The following is a 14,991-nucleotide window of genomic DNA, read 5'->3' as shown; positions in this document are numbered from 1 at the left end:
GGCGCAGCGGCGTCGGCGGAAATGCGGAGGACCCCATGGCATCGGCACCACACACCGGAATCTCAGCTCGGCAGGCGGAAGCCGGCCGTTATGACCTGGTCGTGCTGGCCAACCGGCTGCCCGTCGACCGCACCACCGACGAGGCTGGCCGGCCGGGCTGGCGGCAGAGCCCCGGCGGGCTGGTCACCGCGCTACACCCGATCATGAAGCAGCGGGCGGGAGCCTGGATCGGCTGGCACGGCCTGCCCGGACCCGCGCCCTCACCGTTCGTGCATGACGACATCCACCTGCACCCGATCGCGCTGACCGCCGACGACGTCGAGGGCTACTACGAGGGCCAGTCCAACGCGACGATCTGGCCGCTCTACCACGACGGTGTCGAGCAGCCGGTGTTCGACCGGGCCTGGCAGGACCGCTACCGGGCGGTCAACCTGCGTTTCGCGCAGGCTGCGGCACGGGTCGCCGCACCCGGAGCGCTCGTCTGGGTACACGACTACCACCTGCAGCTCGTCCCCGGCATGCTGCGCGAGCTGCGCCCCGACCTGCGGATCGGGTTCTTCCTGCACATCCCGTTCCCGCCGGTGGAGCTGTTCTGCCAGATGCCGATGCGGGAGGAGATCATGCGCGGCCTGCTCGGCGCCGACCTGGTCGGATTCCAGCACGCGCAGGGGACCCGCAACTTCCGTACGCTCGCCGCGGAGCTGCTCGGCGCGGAGATCACCGACACCGGGATCCGCTACCAGGGCCGTGACGTGGCCGCCGACACGTTCCCGATCTCGATCGACGTAGCCGAGCAGCAGCGACTCGGCACCGATCCGGCGGTCCGGTCGCGGGCGGCGCAGATCCGGCGGGAACTCGGCGACCCCCGCACGGTCATCCTGGCCGTCGACCGGCTCGACTACACCAAGGGCATCGAGTGCCGCCTGCGGGCGTACGAGGAGCTGCTGTCGCGGCAGGGCCTCGATCCCGCCGACACGGTGCTGGTGCAGGTCGCCGTGCCGACCCGGCAGCAGATCGACCAGTACCAGGCGCTGCGGGAGCGGGTCGAGCGCGAGGTCAGCCGGATCAACGGCGAGCACGCCGGGATCGGCCGTATGCCCGTGCACTACCTGCACCAGTCCTTCGACCGCGCCGAACTCGCCGCGCTGTACCTGGCCGCCGACGTCATGGCGGTCACCCCGCTGCGCGACGGCATGAACCTGGTCGCCAAGGAGTACGTCGCCACCCGCGCCGACGGCACCGGCGCGCTGGTGCTCAGCGAGTTCGCGGGCGCGGCCGCCGAACTGCGCCAGGCGTGGCTGGTCAACCCGCACGACCTGGACGCGCTGGAGCAGGCGCTCGCCGGTGCCGCGTTCGCCGACGCCGACGAGCAGCGCCGCAGGATGGCACCGATGCGCGAGCATCTGCGCCGCCACGACGTGAACGCCTGGGCCGCCGGTTTCCTGAACCGGCTGGGCCGGATCGCGGTCGGTTCCCGCACGCCCGCACCGCAGCGTGCCGCCGGGTCGCGTGGCCGCTGGGCGGAGCACGCCCGTGGCTGGTCCGCCCGCCCTGCCGGGCGACCGGTCGTGCGGTCGTCGTCCGGCGACACGGCCGCGCTGGCCCGGGACTGATCCCCGCTCCGGTTGCCGGGTTCGGCAAGGATCTCGATACTCCCTACGACCTTGATCAGAACCCTCGGGTATGACGAAAGGACACCTGTGAAGCGCACACTCCTCCACACCATGACAGCGGCGGTCGTCGTGCTCGCCGGCACGACGGTGGCCGCCGCACCGGCCATCGCCAGCGACGCGCCCGGCTTCGTGTGCAACCTGAACCAGAACACGTGGCTGCGCACCGATCCGCACGGTTTCGTGCTGCGCACCCTGACGGCGGGACGTGGTTTCCGCTGGCACGGGCAGGCGATCGACGACGGCTCCAGCGTATGGATCTACGGCCACGGCGCTGAGGCGCCCGGACAGGACGGCTGGATCCCGGCCGCCAACGCCAACTGCTGACGTCTCCGTGGGTGGCCGCAGGGGTTCTGCGGCCACCCACGGGCGTCTATGATCGCGTGGATTCCAACCTGGGGAGATCCTCGTGAACCGTTTGCTGACGTCTGCCGCGGCCGTGCTGGTCGCCGCCGCCGCCTCCACTGTGGCCGCCGCGCCCGCGCACGCCGACGTGCTGTGCATGACCAGGGAGAACGCGCCGTTCTACGCGTCGATCGACGGCTACGGCGGGACCGGCTACCTGTTCACGCTCAGCCCCGGGCGGGGCTTCCGGGCCGACGGCGCGGGATACAACGACGTGTACGGCCGTAACTGGCTGCGGGGTCACGGCGCCGAGCACCCCAACCGGACGGGCTGGGTGCTGCACAGCCACACGACCTGTTAGGACGGTGCGGCCCGGCCCAGCACCTCGATCATCACGGCGATGTCGCGGTCGGCGTAACCCAGGTCCCGTGCCCGGGTGAGGACGCCGTCGGCGACTGTCGCCGCCGGCAGGGCCAGGCCGGACGGGGCAGCGGCGGCCAGCGCGAGGCGGATGTCCTTCTGCATCAGCGCCACGTCGAACCACGCGTCCGCGAGCGGGTCGAGCAGGAAGCCGGCGCGGGCGCGCAGGGAGGGCGAGCCGACGGCGCTGCCCAGCATCACCTCGATCGCCTTCTCGCGGTCCACGCCGCCCCGCTCGGCCAGCAGCACGCCCTCGCTGAACGCCAGCAGCTGCACGGCGAGGCTGTCGTTGATGGCGAGTTTCAGCAGCAGCGCCTGGGCGTTGTCGCCGACGTGCGTCACCTGCGTGCCGAGCTGACGCAGTAGCGGCTCGGCCTGGTCGAACGGTGCGGTGTCGCCGCCGACGATGATGGCGAGGCTGCCCGCGTCCACGGCGCGGACGCTGCCCGAGACCGGGGCGGCCAGCATGTGCGCGCCGGTCGCGCGGACCTGCTCGCCCAGGCGGCTGCTGGCGGTGGGGCTGACGGTGCTCATGTCGATGTAGAGCTTTCCCGGCGTCAGGCCCGCGAGGATGCCGTCCGGGCCGGAGGTGATCGCCGCCAGGGCGTCGTCGTCGGTCACCATGCTGAACACGACCGGCGCGGCGGCGGCGGCCGCGCGTGGCGTGTCACACCAGATGAGACCGCGTTCGGCCAGCGGGTCCGCCTTGGCCCGGGTGCGGTTGGTGCCGTACACCTGGTGACCGAGGCCGAGCAGGCGACCGGCCATCCGGCCGCCCATCGTCCCGAGGCCCACGTAACCGATCGCGCTCATCGCCTGCTCCCTTCGGCCGCTCCCGTCCAACCTAAACGCGCCGCGGGGGCCGGGTGCGGCATTCGGCCCTCGCCGACGGCCGGGGGTTGGGTACCTTGAGGGCATGATCACGGTGACGTCCAACGACGTGCGGGTGCTCGCGCGGTCCCGGGACCACGAGCCGGTGCTGGCGGTGGTCGGCGGCGAAGTGCGGGTGATTGCCGAGGCCGAGGTCGGCGACGACGACAGGGTCGTCTGCACGCAGCGGATGCTGGTCCACGAGCTCGGCGACGAGGTCAGCGACATCGAGGCGCAGCTGTTCGCCGGTCGGCTGACCGCCCTGCTCGCCGAGTAGGGCCACCACGCGCGGGATGGCGCTTTGACCAGCGTCGGCGATCCGTGGTCGATAATCTGACTGCCATGGCGAACCGAGCGGCGGGCCGGCGATGACCCCTACGCCCGCACCGGGATCCTCCGCCCCGGCGCGTCCGGGCGCGGTGCTCGCAGCGCTGATCATGGTCGCGGCGGTCGCCAACCTGAACCTGGCCGTGGCCAATGTGGCCCTGCCCGACATCGGCCGGGCCTTCGACTCGTCACAGACGGCGCTCAACCTCGTCGCGGTCGCGTACTCGCTCGGCCTGGCCTGCTCGGTGATCTACCTGGGTGCGCTGGGGGACCGGTACGGGCGCAAACTCATGCTGGTCACCGGCATCGCGCTGTCCGTGCCCGCGTGCCTGCTCGCCGCGTACGCCCCGAGCGACACGACGCTGATCGTCGCCCGGCTGCTCGGGGGACTGTCGGCGGGCATGGCGTATCCGACGACCCTGGCCCTCATCGCGGCGCTGTGGTCGGGCCCGGCGCGCACCCGCTCGATCGCGCTCTGGTCGGCGATCGGCGGCGCGATCGCCTCACTCGGCCCGCTGGCGGCGGGCTTCGCGCTGGAGCGGTTCTGGTGGGGCTCGGTCTTCCTCATCACCCTGCCACTGGCGGCGCTGGCGCTGGTGATGGCCGTGATGCTGGTGCCCGCGCACGTCAACGAGACCACCGAACCCGTCGACAACCTCGGCGGCGTGCTGTCGGTCGTGCTGGTCGGCGCGGCGATCCTGGCCATCAACTTCGCGCCCGTGCCGAACGCCGCAGCCCTGGTCGCCGGACTGGCCGTGCTCGCCCTGGCCGCCGTCGCCGCGTTCGTGCTGCGCGAGCGCCGCGCCGCCAACCCGCTCTACGACCTGCGTATCGCCTCGCGGCGGGTGTTCTGGGTGGCCGCCTGCGCGGGCGTCATCGTGTTCGGCTCGCTGATGGGCGCGATGTTCATCGGCCAGCAGTTCCTGCAGAACGTGCTCGGCTACTCCACGGTGCAGGCCGGGACGGCGATCCTGCCGGCCGCGGTCCTCATGGTGCTCATCGCGCCGCGTTCGGCGAAGCTGGTGGAGACGCACGGAGCCCGGTTCACGCTGCTCACCGGATACGTGTTCGTGCTGGGCGGCTTCCTGACGATGCTGCTGCTGTGGCGCGAGGGCATCGGCTACTGGCAGGTGGGGCTCGGGTACGCGCTGATCGGCGCGGGGGTCGGCTTCGCGGGCACGCCCGCCTCCCACTCGCTGACCGGGTCGGTGCCGGTGACCAAGGCGGGCATGGCCTCGGGCACTGCCGACCTGCAGCGCGACCTGGGCGGCGCGGTCATGCAGTCGATCTTCGGGGCGCTGCTCACCGCGGGGTACGCCAGCGCCGCCGCGGCCGCCGTCAGCGCCGCCCCGCCCAGCGCGGCGGTCACCGACAGCGTGCAGACGCAGCTCACCAAGTCGTTCTCCAGCGCCGCGGCCACCGCCGAGCAGTACCCGCAGTACTCCGCGCAGATCGTCGCCGGGGCGAAGGCCGCGTTCCTGCAGGGCGACCAGTGGGCGTATCTCGCCGGCGTCATCGCCGTCCTGATCGGCGCGGCCCTGGTGTACGCCTTCTTCCCGTCGCGCGCCGAGGAACGCAGGCTGCTCGCCGCGTACGCGGCCGAGGACACGCACGCCTGATCCCCGGATTCGTCACCCGCCAGGGCAAAACTGGCAAGCCAGGGCAACGGGACCGTCGGTAGCCTGACCCCATGCCCCCACGCCTGCCGCACCCCGATCCTGGCATTCCGGATACGAGGGGCCCGGTGCGGTATCTGTGGTGGCTGGTCGCCAGCCAGTGGCCACGGGCGCTGCGCGGCAGCGTCGTCGGCAGCGCGTGGATGATCGGCCTCGCCGTCCGGCCGTACCTGATCGCCCGGGCCATCGACGACGGGCTGCGCAAAGGTGACACCAGGGCCCTGCTGACCTGGGTCGCCGCGATCATCGGCGCGGGGGCGGTCGTCGCCTGGCTGGGCATCATCCGGCACCGCACGATGACCTTCCTGCGCGAGGACGCCACGGCCCGCTCCGCGCAGGTGATGCTGCGCCACCTCGCCCGGCTGGGCGCGGTGCTGCCGGGCCGGGTCCCGGCCGGGGAGATCGCGACGGTGTGCGGCACCGACATGTCCCAGGCGTCGTGGGCGCTGACGATGACCGGGCCGGGCGTCGGCGCTGTCCTGACCTACGCCGTCGCGTCCGTGGTGCTGTGGGAGGTCGACCCGATGCTGGCCGCGTTCGTGCTGCTCGGTGTGCCCGCGGTCGTGCTCGTGGTGGGCCCGCTGCTCAACCGGCTGCAGGGCGTCGACACCGACTACCGGCACGAGCTGGGCGAACTGACCAACCGGGCCGGGGACATCGTCGCCGGGCTGCGGGTGCTGGCCGGGGTCGGCGGCCGGGACCTGTTCGCCCGCCGCTACGCCGACCGGTCGCAGCGCCTGCTCCGGCAGGGTTACCGGGTCGGCGCGATCGTGAGCTGGGTGCAGGCGCTGACCGTCGGCATCCCCGCCCTGTTCCTGGCGGCGATCGTCTGGCTGGCCGCCCGGATGGCCGCCGAGGGTCAGATCACCGTCGGGGAGATGGTCGCCGTGTACGGATACGCCGCGATCCTGTCGGTGCCGGTCTGGTTCCTGCTGGAGGGCGGCTTCATGGCCGTGCGGGGCGTCGTGGCGGCCCGCCGGATCATCGCGGTGCTGCGCATCCCGCCCGAGCCCGGCACCACCGGCCACGCTCCCGACGGCCCGGCCGAACTGCACGACCCGCAGTCGGGACTGACCGTCCCGATCGGCCGGATGATCGGCGTGGCCGCCGAGGACCCGGCCGACGCCATCGCCCTGGCCGACCGCCTCGGCCGCTACACCCCCAGCGAGGTGACCTGGGGCGGGCGGCCGCTCGGTGGCGTCGACCCGGCCGCGGTCCGGGCCCGGATCCTCGTCGTCGAGCACGACTCCTACCTGTTCCCCGGCACGCTGCGCGAGGTGCTGCGGGTCCATGACGGGCTCACCGACGCGCAGCTCGCCGCGGCGATCCGCACCGCCTCCGCCGACGACATCGTCGAGTCGCTGCCCGGTGGGCTCGACGCGGCGGTCGAGGCGCGCGGCCGCAACCTGTCCGGCGGCCAGCGCCAGCGGATCCGCCTGGCCCAGCACCTGCTCGCCGAGCCGGACGTGCTGATCCTGGTCGACCCGACCTCGGCCGTCGACTCGCACACCGAGGCGCGCATCGCCGACCGGCTGCACGCGTACCGCACCGGCCGCACCACCGTCGTGCTCGCCACGTCACCGCTGCTGCTGGACCGCACCGACCTGGTGGCCTACCTGCGCGACGGCAAGGTCGCCGCGGTCGGCACCCACGACGAGCTGCTGGCCACCGAACCGGGCTACCGGGCGCTGGTCGTACGCACCGCCGGTGAACCCGACGCCGCCACCGGAGCCCGCCGATGACCGGCGACGCCACGCACACCGCGGGCCCGGCCCAGGCCCTGCCCGTCGCCGACCGCGGCACCGTACGCCGCTCGGTGGCCGAGCTGGCCCGCGCCGAGAAACGCTCGGTGAGTCTGGCGCTGGCGCTGCACATCGCCGCCGCGGTCGCCGGGCTCGCCGCGCCGTGGTTCATCGGCCGGATCGTCGACCGGGTCAGCGCCGGTGCGCCCGCCTCCGGCGTGGACGTGCTCGCCCTGGCCATCGCGGGCTGCGTGGTGGCGCAGATCCTGCTGTCGCGCACCGCGCAGAACGTCGGCAACCGGTTCGGCGAACGCGCCAACGCCACGCTGCGCGAGGACTTCGTCGCCCGTACGCTGCGCCTGCCGATCGGCGTCGTCGAGCGGGCCGGCACCGGCGACCTGGCGACCCGCAGCTCCGTCGACGTCACGACCGTCGGCAACGCCGTCCGCCAGGTCGTGCCGACCGTGCTGATCGCGGCGATCCGGCTGCTCCTGATCGTCGGCGCGGCCTTCCTGCTGCACCCGGCGCTCGGCATCCTCATCCTCGCCGGGGCCCCGACATCGCTGACCGTGGCCCGCTGGTACCTGCGCCGCGCCCCGCAGGCCTACCTGGCCGAGGGCGAAGCCGGTTCGGAGCTGACGGAGTCGCTGACCGCGACCGCCGAGGGCGCGCGCACCGTGGAGGCGCTGCGGCTGGCCGGCGCCCGCACCCGCGAGGGCACCGCGCGCATCGCCCGGCAGTGGCAGACCCGCCGGGCGACCCTGGCCCTGCGCACCGTCTTCTTCCCCGTGGTCGAGACCGGATACGCGCTGCCCGCGGCGGCGATGCTGCTCGCCGGGGGCTACTTCCTCAGCGAAGGATGGGTGACCCTCGGCGCGGTCGTGGCGGCCACGCTCTACGCCCAGCAGTCGATCGAACCGATCGACCACATCATGATCTTCCTCGAGCAGGCGCAGCGCGGCGTCGCCTCACTGTCCCGGATCCTCGGCATCGGCCTGGTCGCGCCCGAACCCCGCGGCGTCGCCACGGCCCCGCCCGGCCAGCGCCTGGTCGTACGCGGGGCGCGGTTCTGCTATCCCGGCGGCCGCGACGTGCTTCACGGCATCGACCTGGAGGTGCGGCCCGGTGAACGGCTCGCCGTCGTCGGCCCGTCGGGCGCGGGCAAGTCGACGCTGGCCCGCCTGCTGGCCGGAATCGACCTGCCCCGCGAGGGCGTGGTCAGCCTGGGTGGCGTCGCGGTGACCGATCTCGACCCCGCCGAACGCCGCCGCCGCATCGCCCTGGTCACCCAGGAACACCACGTGTTCATCGGCACGGTGCGCGACAACCTGGCCTTCGCCGCGCCCGGCGCGAGCGACCAGGACATGTGCCGGGCCCTGGCCGCCGTCGACGCCGACTGGTTCGCCGAGCTGCCCGACGGCCTCGACACCGCGCTCGGCGACGGCGCGCGGGCGCTGCACCCGGCCGACGCGCAGCAGCTCGCGCTGGCCCGGCTGGTGCTGGCCGACCCGCACACGCTGATCCTGGACGAGGCGACGGCCGCGCTGGACCCGACGACGGCACGGCGCACCGAACGGTCCCTGGCCGCGGTCCTGCACGGCCGGACCGTGATCGCCATCGCGCACCGGCTCTACACCGCGCACGACGCTGACCGGGTGGCCGTGCTCGAACAGGGCCGGATCACCGAGCTGGGCAGCCACGACGAGCTGGTCCGCGCGGGCGGGGCGTACGCCGCGCTGTGGCACTCCTGGCACGGCGACAAGGCCTGAGGCTCACGGCGTCAGCGACGGTTCGTCCGGGGCGGACAGGCTCAGCACCGTGCCCACCACCGCGGGCGAGGAGCTGACCCGCGCCTCCAGCGCGCGCAGGCGTACGGCCAGGTGGGATTCGGTGTCGTCACCGGCCAGGTCGACGTCGCCCACCACGGAGATCATGCGCGGGCCGACGACCTCCAGCCGCAGGTAGGTGACCCGGGTGACCTCGGGCATGGCCAGCAGCGAGCGCAGGACGGCGGCCCGCACCCGCGGATCGGCCTCCTGCCCGACGAGGAACCTGCGGTTGCGGTTGATCAGCACGCCCGCGACGACGACGAGCAGCACCCCGACCAGGATCGACCCGACGGCGTCGGGCACCGGCGAGCCGGTGAGCTGGTGCGCGCCCAGCCCGGCCCCGGCGATGACCAGGCCGATCAGCGCGGCGGCGTCCTCGGCGAACACGGCCCGCAGCGCCGGGTCGGAGGTGGCCAGCACGTGCTCGACCAGGTCGCGTTCCATGACCCTGGCGTCCGCCCTGGCCTGGCGCACCGACTGCAGGAACGACACCCCTTCCAGCAGGAAGGACAGGGCCAGCACGGCGTACCCGAGCAGGAAGTCGCCGGCGGGTTCGGGTGAGCGCAGCTGGCTGACGCCGTGGGTGACCGAGAACGCGCCACCGGCCACGAACAGCCCGACCGCCGCGAACAGCGACCACACGTACGCCTCACGCCCGTGGCCGAGCGGATGGCCCCGGTCCGGCGGGCGGGCCGCGCGGCGGTTCGCCACCACCAGGAACACCTCGTTGCCGGTGTCCGCCCAGGAGTGCGCGGCCTCCGCGGTCAGCGACGCCGACCTGGTGACCAGCGCGGCGAAGGTCTTGGCGACCGCGATCAGCAGGTTCGCGCCGAGCGCGACGGCCACGGTGAGCACGCTGTCGGACCCCGGCGCGTCACGGCTGATCGCGAAGCCCAGGCTGAAGGGCTCCTCGTCCGGTCCCGGCTCCGGCGGCAGGCCGGGCCGGCTCATCGGCGCGGACCTGTACGGCTGGTCATCTCGCCCCCACGGTCGTCAGACACCGACCATATCCGGCCTGCTCGTCGACTCGGTCGCCGTGTCGCGATGAGTTTCGGGTTTCTCGTTCGTCTTGTCTGGTGACCTGAGAAGAGGCGTCGCGCGACGCCGGACCCCGGAGGACACCATGACCACCGCACCGCACGGCCGCCCGCCCGTTGCCGACCTGGCCACCTGGCAAGCCGCTCGCGACGAGCTGCTGATCCGCGAGAAGGCCCACACCCGCGAGGGCGACGCCATCGCCGCGGCCCGCCGCAGGCTGCCGATGGTCGAGTTCGACCCGTCGGTCAAGGTGGTCGGTGCCGACGGTCCGGTCCCGTTTCTGGAGTTGTTCCAGGGGCGCGACGAACTCGTGGTCTACAAGCACATGTGGCACGACGGCGCACCGCACCAGGGCCAGTGCGAAGGCTGCACCACCACCGCCTGGCACGTGCGCGACGCCGTCTACCTCAACGCCCGCGGCGTCTCGTTCGCGGTGCTGACCACGGGCCGGTGGGACGAGGTCGCCGACTACGTCGCGTTCATGGGCTACACCCAGCCGTGGTACTCGGTCCGTGACCTGCCGGCCCCGATCGGGGAGAGCATGGGCTCGATCACCTGCTTCCTGCGCGACGGCGACCGTGCCTTCCTCACCTACGCCACGACGGGCCGCGGCAACGAGCCGGCCGTCCCGATGTTCGGGCTGCTCGACATGACGGCCTACGGCCGCCGCGAGGGGTGGCAGGACGACCCCGAGGGCTGGCCCGCGCCGCCTGAGGCGGGTTCGCCGGTGGGCGGCCACGGCGCGCCGATCTGCTGGTACTGGCGTACGGACGCGGACGGGACCGCCGACTGGGGCCCCACCAGCCGCCCGACGCCGCAGTGGACCCGCCACGGTGCGACCCCCGAGCAGACCCTCGGCCGCCAGGGGGACTGCCACTGACCTCGGCGCGGCGCGGCGAAATGAGGTCGCGGCGCGGGAGGGATGGTGGTTACGTAGGACGGGACAGCCGTTCCACGAGTGAGGAGCAGGACATGCGAGCGACGTTCGGATCTTTCGAGGCTCTCCTGTCCACTCATTCGAAGGATTTGACGTTTGTCGCTCCGTACGCTCAATCTCGGGATCTTGGCCCATGTCGACGCCGGTAAGACGTCCCTGACCGAACGGCTGCTGTACGCGGCCGGGGTCATCGACGCGGTCGGCAGTGTCGACTCCGGCACGACGCAGACCGACTCGCTGGCGCTGGAGCGCGAGCGGGGCATCACGATCCGCTCGGCGGTGGCGTCGCTGCGCATCGGCGACACCGCTGTCAACATCATCGACACGCCCGGTCACCCGGACTTCATCGCCGAGGTCGACCGTGTCCTCGGGGTGCTCGACGGGGCGGTGCTCGTCGTGTCCGCGGTCGAGGGAGTGCAGCCGCAGACCCGGCTGCTCATGCGCGCGCTGCGGCGGCTCGCCGTACCGACGCTGATCTTCATCAACAAGATCGACCGTGGTGGCGCGGACGCCGAGCGCACCCTGGCCGAGCTGACCCGCCGCCTGGGCGTGGCGACCGCGCCGATGACCCGGGTCGACCGTCCCGGCGAACGCGCCGCGCGGGCCCGGCCCGACACCCGCACCCTCGCCGACGTGCTGACCCGCGAGAACGAAGCGCTGCTGGCGGAGTACGTCGCGGACGAGTCCAGCCTGACGGCGCGGCGGCTGCGCGCGGAGCTGGCCGCCCAGACGGCCCGGTGCGCGGTGCATCCGGTGTTCGCGGGTTCGGCGATGACCGGCGCGGGAGTGGACGCGCTGATGGCGGGGCTGGCCGACTTGCTCCCTGCGGCGGCCGGGGACCCGGCGGCGGCGGCGAACGGCCGGATCTTCAAGATCGAGCGCGGCGCGGCGGGGGAGAAGGTCGCCTACGTGCGCCTGTTCGACGGCACCCTGCACGTGCGGGACCACCCGACCGGCGGGCGGGACCGGATCACCGCGCTGCACATGCTGGAACGCGGCACGTGGACACCGTGCGACAGCGTCACCGCGGGCGGCATCGCCACCCTGCGCGGCCTGGCCGCCGTACGGGTCGGCGACGCCCTCGGCGCGGCGCGGACGCTGCCCGGACACCATTTCGCCCCGCCGATGCTCGAAGCGCTGGTGGTGCCCGCGTCCCCCGGCGACGGGGCCCGGCTGCGCTCGGCCCTGGCGCAGCTCGCCGAGCAGGACCCGCTGATCGGCGTACGCGCCGACGCCAACCTCGGCACCGCGGTCTCGCTCTACGGCGAGGTGCAGAAGGAGGTCATCCGGGCGACCCTGCTGGCCGAGTTCGGCGTCGAGGCCGACTTCCACGAGACGACGACGCTGTGCGTCGAGCGCCCGGCCGGCGTCGGCGAGGCGGTCGAGCGGCTCAACACACCGTCCAACCCGTACCAGGCGACCATCGGGCTGCGGATCGAACCCGGGCCGCCCGAATCCGGAGTCGAGGTCCGGGTGCCGGTCGACTACCGGTACGCACCCCTGTACGTCTACCGCACCCTGGACGTGTTCAAGGAGAGCATGGGCGAGTACGTGCGCGACGCGCTGTACGCGGGCCCGCACGGCTGGCCGGTGACCGACTGCGTGGTGACGATGACCGAGTCCCGGTACAGCGTCGTGGACGGACCGCCGTCACTGCGCGGGCCGGCGAGCACCGCCGCGGACTTCCGCAAGCTGACGCCGCAGGTCATGGCGCAGGCGCTGGCCGCGTGCGGCACCGTCGTCTGCGAGCCGCTGGCCCGGGTGACCCTCGACATCCCCGCGTGGTCGCTCGGGCCGGTGCTGAGCGCGCTCAGCAGGTTGCAGTCGACGGTGGCCGAGCAGGTGGCGCGCGGCGACGAGATGACCGTCGTCGCGACGCTGACCGCCGCGTATGCGCAGCGGCTGCACCGGCTCCTGCCGGAGGCGACCGGGGGCGAAGGTGTGCTGGAGTCGGCGTTCGCGGGATACCGGCCGGTCCGCGACGCGTCGACTCTAAGATGGGTTGAGGGGTCCAGATCATGACTGGTCGGTCTCGGATACGGTCGCCGCACTGATGACAGCCTTCGAGCGGGTGCGCCTGCCCGCGTTCGGCGGGGCGGCCGCGTGGCTCAACACCGAGCCACTCGGCCCGCCCGAGCTGCGCGGCAAGGCCGTCCTGGTCGACTTCTGGACGCTGACGTGCATCAACTGGCTGCGTACGGTGCCTTACGTGCGCGCCTGGTCGCAGGCCTACCGCGACGACGGCCTGATCGTGATCGGCGTGCACACCCCGGAGTTCACCTTCGAACGCGACGTCGACCGGGTCCGGCAGGCGGTCGCCGCACGCCGGATCGACTACCCGGTCGCGATCGACAACGACTACGCCGTATGGCGCGCGTTCGACAACCACTACTGGCCCGCCCTGTACTTCGTCGACGACGCCGGGGTGGTCCGCGACGAGCACTTCGGCGAGGGCCGCTACGACCGGTCGGAGCAGGTCATCCAGCGGATGCTCGGGGTGCGGCGCGAGCTCGTCTCCCCGCTCGTCGAAGGGCGCGGCGTGGAGGCGGAGGCCGACTGGCAGCAGCTGCGCTCGCCGGAGACCTACCTCGGCTACGCGCGCGGCGAGAACTTCGCCTCCGCCGGCGGCATCGCGTACGACGAGCGCCGCGACTACGACGTGCCCGCCGACCTGCGGCCGAACCACTGGGCGCTGGCCGGGCCGTGGACGGCCGAGCGGGAGAACGTGCTGCTGGACGCGGCTGGCGGCAGCATCGCCTGCCGGTTCCACGCCCGTGACGCGCACCTGGTCATGTCCCCGGGCGACGGCGGCCCCATCCCGTTCCGCGTGCTGGTCGACGGCGCGCCACCCGGCGACTCGCACGGCGGCGACGTCGACGCGAACGGCGAGGGACTGCTCCAGCAGGGACGGCTGTACCAGCTGCTGCGCGAGCGCGGCACGGTCGGCGAGCGGAGCCTGCGGATCACTTTCGGCGCGCCGGGTGCGCGGGCGTACGCGTTCACGTTCGGGTGAGGGAAGTCCACGCAGGTGGGTGAAAGATCACTCACCGGTGCCGTCGCGCGTGTCCGCCGAAGTCACCGGCAGCCGCTGCCCTTAGGGTGTTGCCCATGCTTCCTCCGCTTCACCGGGCCGTCCGTCCGGTTCAGACACACGCCCACCGGACGACGGCCCGGATCGGGGCATGAGCCAGGTTCTCGTACGCGGTCCGCAGGACGACATCGTCGCCGCACCGCCGTCGCCGCCACCGCTCGGGATCACGGCCTGGTGTGCCAGGATCGCCCAGTCGCGTGGCTTCGAAATCACCATCATGGGAGCCATCGCGGCCAACGCGGTGCTGCTCGGCCTGGAGACCTATCCCAGCCTCCGGTCGTCGGCATGGCTGAACGCGCTGGAGTGGCTGTTCCGGGCGCTGTTCATCGCCGAGATCACGGTGCGCCTGCTCAGCTACGGCAGGCGTCCGCAGGACTTCTTCCGCAGCGGCTGGAACGTCTTCGACCTGGCGGTGGTCGCTGCGGCGTTCATCCCCGGCCTGCACGGCGACTCGGCGATCCTGCGGGTCGTCCGGATCGCGCGGGTGGTGCGCCTGATGCGTTTCATGCCGGGTCTGCGCACCATCGTCACCGCCCTGCTGCGCAGCCTGCCGGGCGTGGGCGGCTTCCTCGCCCTGGCGATCGTCACGCTGTACGTCTACGGCATGGGCGGATGGCTGATCTTCGCCGAGCACCAGCCCGAGCAGTACGGCACCATCGGCCGCGCCGTGCTCACCCTGTTCGTGCTGCTTTCCCTGGAGAACCTGCCCGACCTCATTGAGCAGGGCATCGCGATCTCGCCGTGGACGCTCGTCTACTACATCAGCTACGTCCTCATCACGGCGAACCTGCTGGTCAACATCCTGGTCGGCGTCATCATCAACTCGATGGAGGAGGCGCGGCGGCTGGAGCAGGAAGAAGCGTCCGGCTCCAGCGAGGCTGTTGAGACCGTGCCCGTCCGCGCCGATCCGGTCGTGATCAACCAGCGGCTAGGTGATCTGCGAAGGCTCCTGGACGAGCTGGAACAGGACCTGGCCGACCGGGACGGCGGGTCCACGCGCCCGGACCGCGAGCCGGCTCGCGGCTGATCTCGGGTGGCGGCCACCA

General features: G+C 72.8%; 13 protein-coding genes. 11 read left to right on the top strand and 2 right to left on the bottom strand.

The features are described 5' to 3' along the window. The first annotated feature begins 35 nt into the window (after nucleotides 1–35). From HAV40_RS01745 to HAV40_RS01735, 3 genes are all read left to right on the top strand, one after another. Nucleotides 36–1,613, top strand: a complete 1,578-nt coding sequence (locus HAV40_RS01745) for an alpha,alpha-trehalose-phosphate synthase (UDP-forming) (protein ID WP_166378288.1) — start codon at nucleotides 36–38, stop codon at nucleotides 1,611–1,613. Nucleotides 1,614–1,700: 87 nt separating this feature from the next. Beyond that, nucleotides 1,701–1,997 carry a hypothetical protein gene (locus HAV40_RS01740; protein ID WP_166378286.1) on the top strand — a complete coding sequence of 99 codons (297 nt, stop codon included), beginning with the start codon at nucleotides 1,701–1,703 and terminating at the stop codon, nucleotides 1,995–1,997. Between the two features lie 82 nt (nucleotides 1,998–2,079). Next, nucleotides 2,080–2,376, top strand: a complete 297-nt coding sequence (locus HAV40_RS01735) for a hypothetical protein (RefSeq protein WP_166378284.1) — start codon at nucleotides 2,080–2,082, stop codon at nucleotides 2,374–2,376. On the opposite strand, the gene HAV40_RS01730 is transcribed toward HAV40_RS01735, so the two are convergent. Continuing rightward, the gene (locus HAV40_RS01730; protein ID WP_166378282.1) at nucleotides 2,373–3,248 is read right to left on the bottom strand and encodes an NAD(P)-dependent oxidoreductase; all 876 of its coding nucleotides are present in this window, start codon (nucleotides 3,246–3,248) and stop codon (nucleotides 2,373–2,375) included. The genes HAV40_RS01735 and HAV40_RS01730 overlap by 4 nt on opposite strands. A gap of 103 nt (nucleotides 3,249–3,351) precedes the next feature. On the opposite strand from HAV40_RS01730, the gene HAV40_RS01725 reads away from it, so the two are divergent. The 4 genes from HAV40_RS01725 to HAV40_RS01710 all read left to right on the top strand — a co-directional run bounded on the left by HAV40_RS01725 (nucleotide 3,352) and on the right by HAV40_RS01710 (nucleotide 8,819). Then, a complete protein-coding gene (locus HAV40_RS01725; RefSeq protein WP_166378280.1) occupies nucleotides 3,352–3,582 on the top strand; it encodes a hypothetical protein in 231 nt (76 codons plus the stop codon). A 91-nt stretch (nucleotides 3,583–3,673) separates the two neighbouring features. Further along, nucleotides 3,674–5,251, top strand: a complete 1,578-nt coding sequence (locus HAV40_RS01720; RefSeq protein ID WP_166378278.1) for an MFS transporter — start codon at nucleotides 3,674–3,676, stop codon at nucleotides 5,249–5,251. 71 nt (nucleotides 5,252–5,322) lie between these two features. Next, nucleotides 5,323–7,050, top strand: a complete 1,728-nt coding sequence (locus HAV40_RS01715; protein ID WP_166378276.1) for an ABC transporter ATP-binding protein — start codon at nucleotides 5,323–5,325, stop codon at nucleotides 7,048–7,050. Continuing rightward, nucleotides 7,047–8,819, top strand: coding sequence for an ABC transporter ATP-binding protein (locus HAV40_RS01710; protein ID WP_166378274.1), 1,773 nt, complete (start codon nucleotides 7,047–7,049; stop codon nucleotides 8,817–8,819). The genes HAV40_RS01715 and HAV40_RS01710 overlap by 4 nt, the downstream gene beginning before the upstream one ends. A gap of 3 nt (nucleotides 8,820–8,822) precedes the next feature. Here the strand turns inward: HAV40_RS01710 and HAV40_RS01705 are convergent, their stop codons facing one another. Then, nucleotides 8,823–9,830, bottom strand: a complete 1,008-nt coding sequence (locus HAV40_RS01705) for a cation diffusion facilitator family transporter (RefSeq protein ID WP_166378272.1) — start codon at nucleotides 9,828–9,830, stop codon at nucleotides 8,823–8,825. Between the two features lie 172 nt (nucleotides 9,831–10,002). Between HAV40_RS01705 and HAV40_RS01700 the strand changes: the two genes are divergently transcribed. The 4 genes from HAV40_RS01700 (at nucleotide 10,003) to HAV40_RS01685 (ending at nucleotide 14,972) form a co-directional block, all read left to right on the top strand. Beyond that, nucleotides 10,003–10,797, top strand: coding sequence for a DUF899 family protein (locus HAV40_RS01700; RefSeq protein WP_166378270.1), 795 nt, complete (start codon nucleotides 10,003–10,005; stop codon nucleotides 10,795–10,797). A 153-nt stretch (nucleotides 10,798–10,950) separates the two neighbouring features. After that, nucleotides 10,951–12,876, top strand: a complete 1,926-nt coding sequence (locus HAV40_RS01695) for an elongation factor G (RefSeq protein ID WP_275413480.1) — start codon at nucleotides 10,951–10,953, stop codon at nucleotides 12,874–12,876. A gap of 31 nt (nucleotides 12,877–12,907) precedes the next feature. After that, complete coding sequence (locus HAV40_RS01690) at nucleotides 12,908–13,867, top strand: redoxin domain-containing protein (protein ID WP_166378266.1); 960 nt, start codon at nucleotides 12,908–12,910, stop codon at nucleotides 13,865–13,867. Nucleotides 13,868–14,036: 169 nt separating this feature from the next. Beyond that, nucleotides 14,037–14,972 (top strand): ion transporter, encoded by a 936-nt coding sequence (locus HAV40_RS01685; RefSeq protein ID WP_166378264.1) that lies wholly within the window; start codon nucleotides 14,037–14,039, stop codon nucleotides 14,970–14,972. Nucleotides 14,973–14,991: the final 19 nt, after the last annotated feature.

It is taken from the genome of Catellatospora methionotrophica (assembly GCF_011297335.1).
GTDB classification, from domain to species: domain Bacteria; phylum Actinomycetota; class Actinomycetes; order Mycobacteriales; family Micromonosporaceae; genus Catellatospora; species Catellatospora methionotrophica.
The sequence above is the reverse complement of the archived record's forward strand: the minus strand, read 5'-3'. Positions and strand labels throughout refer to the sequence as shown.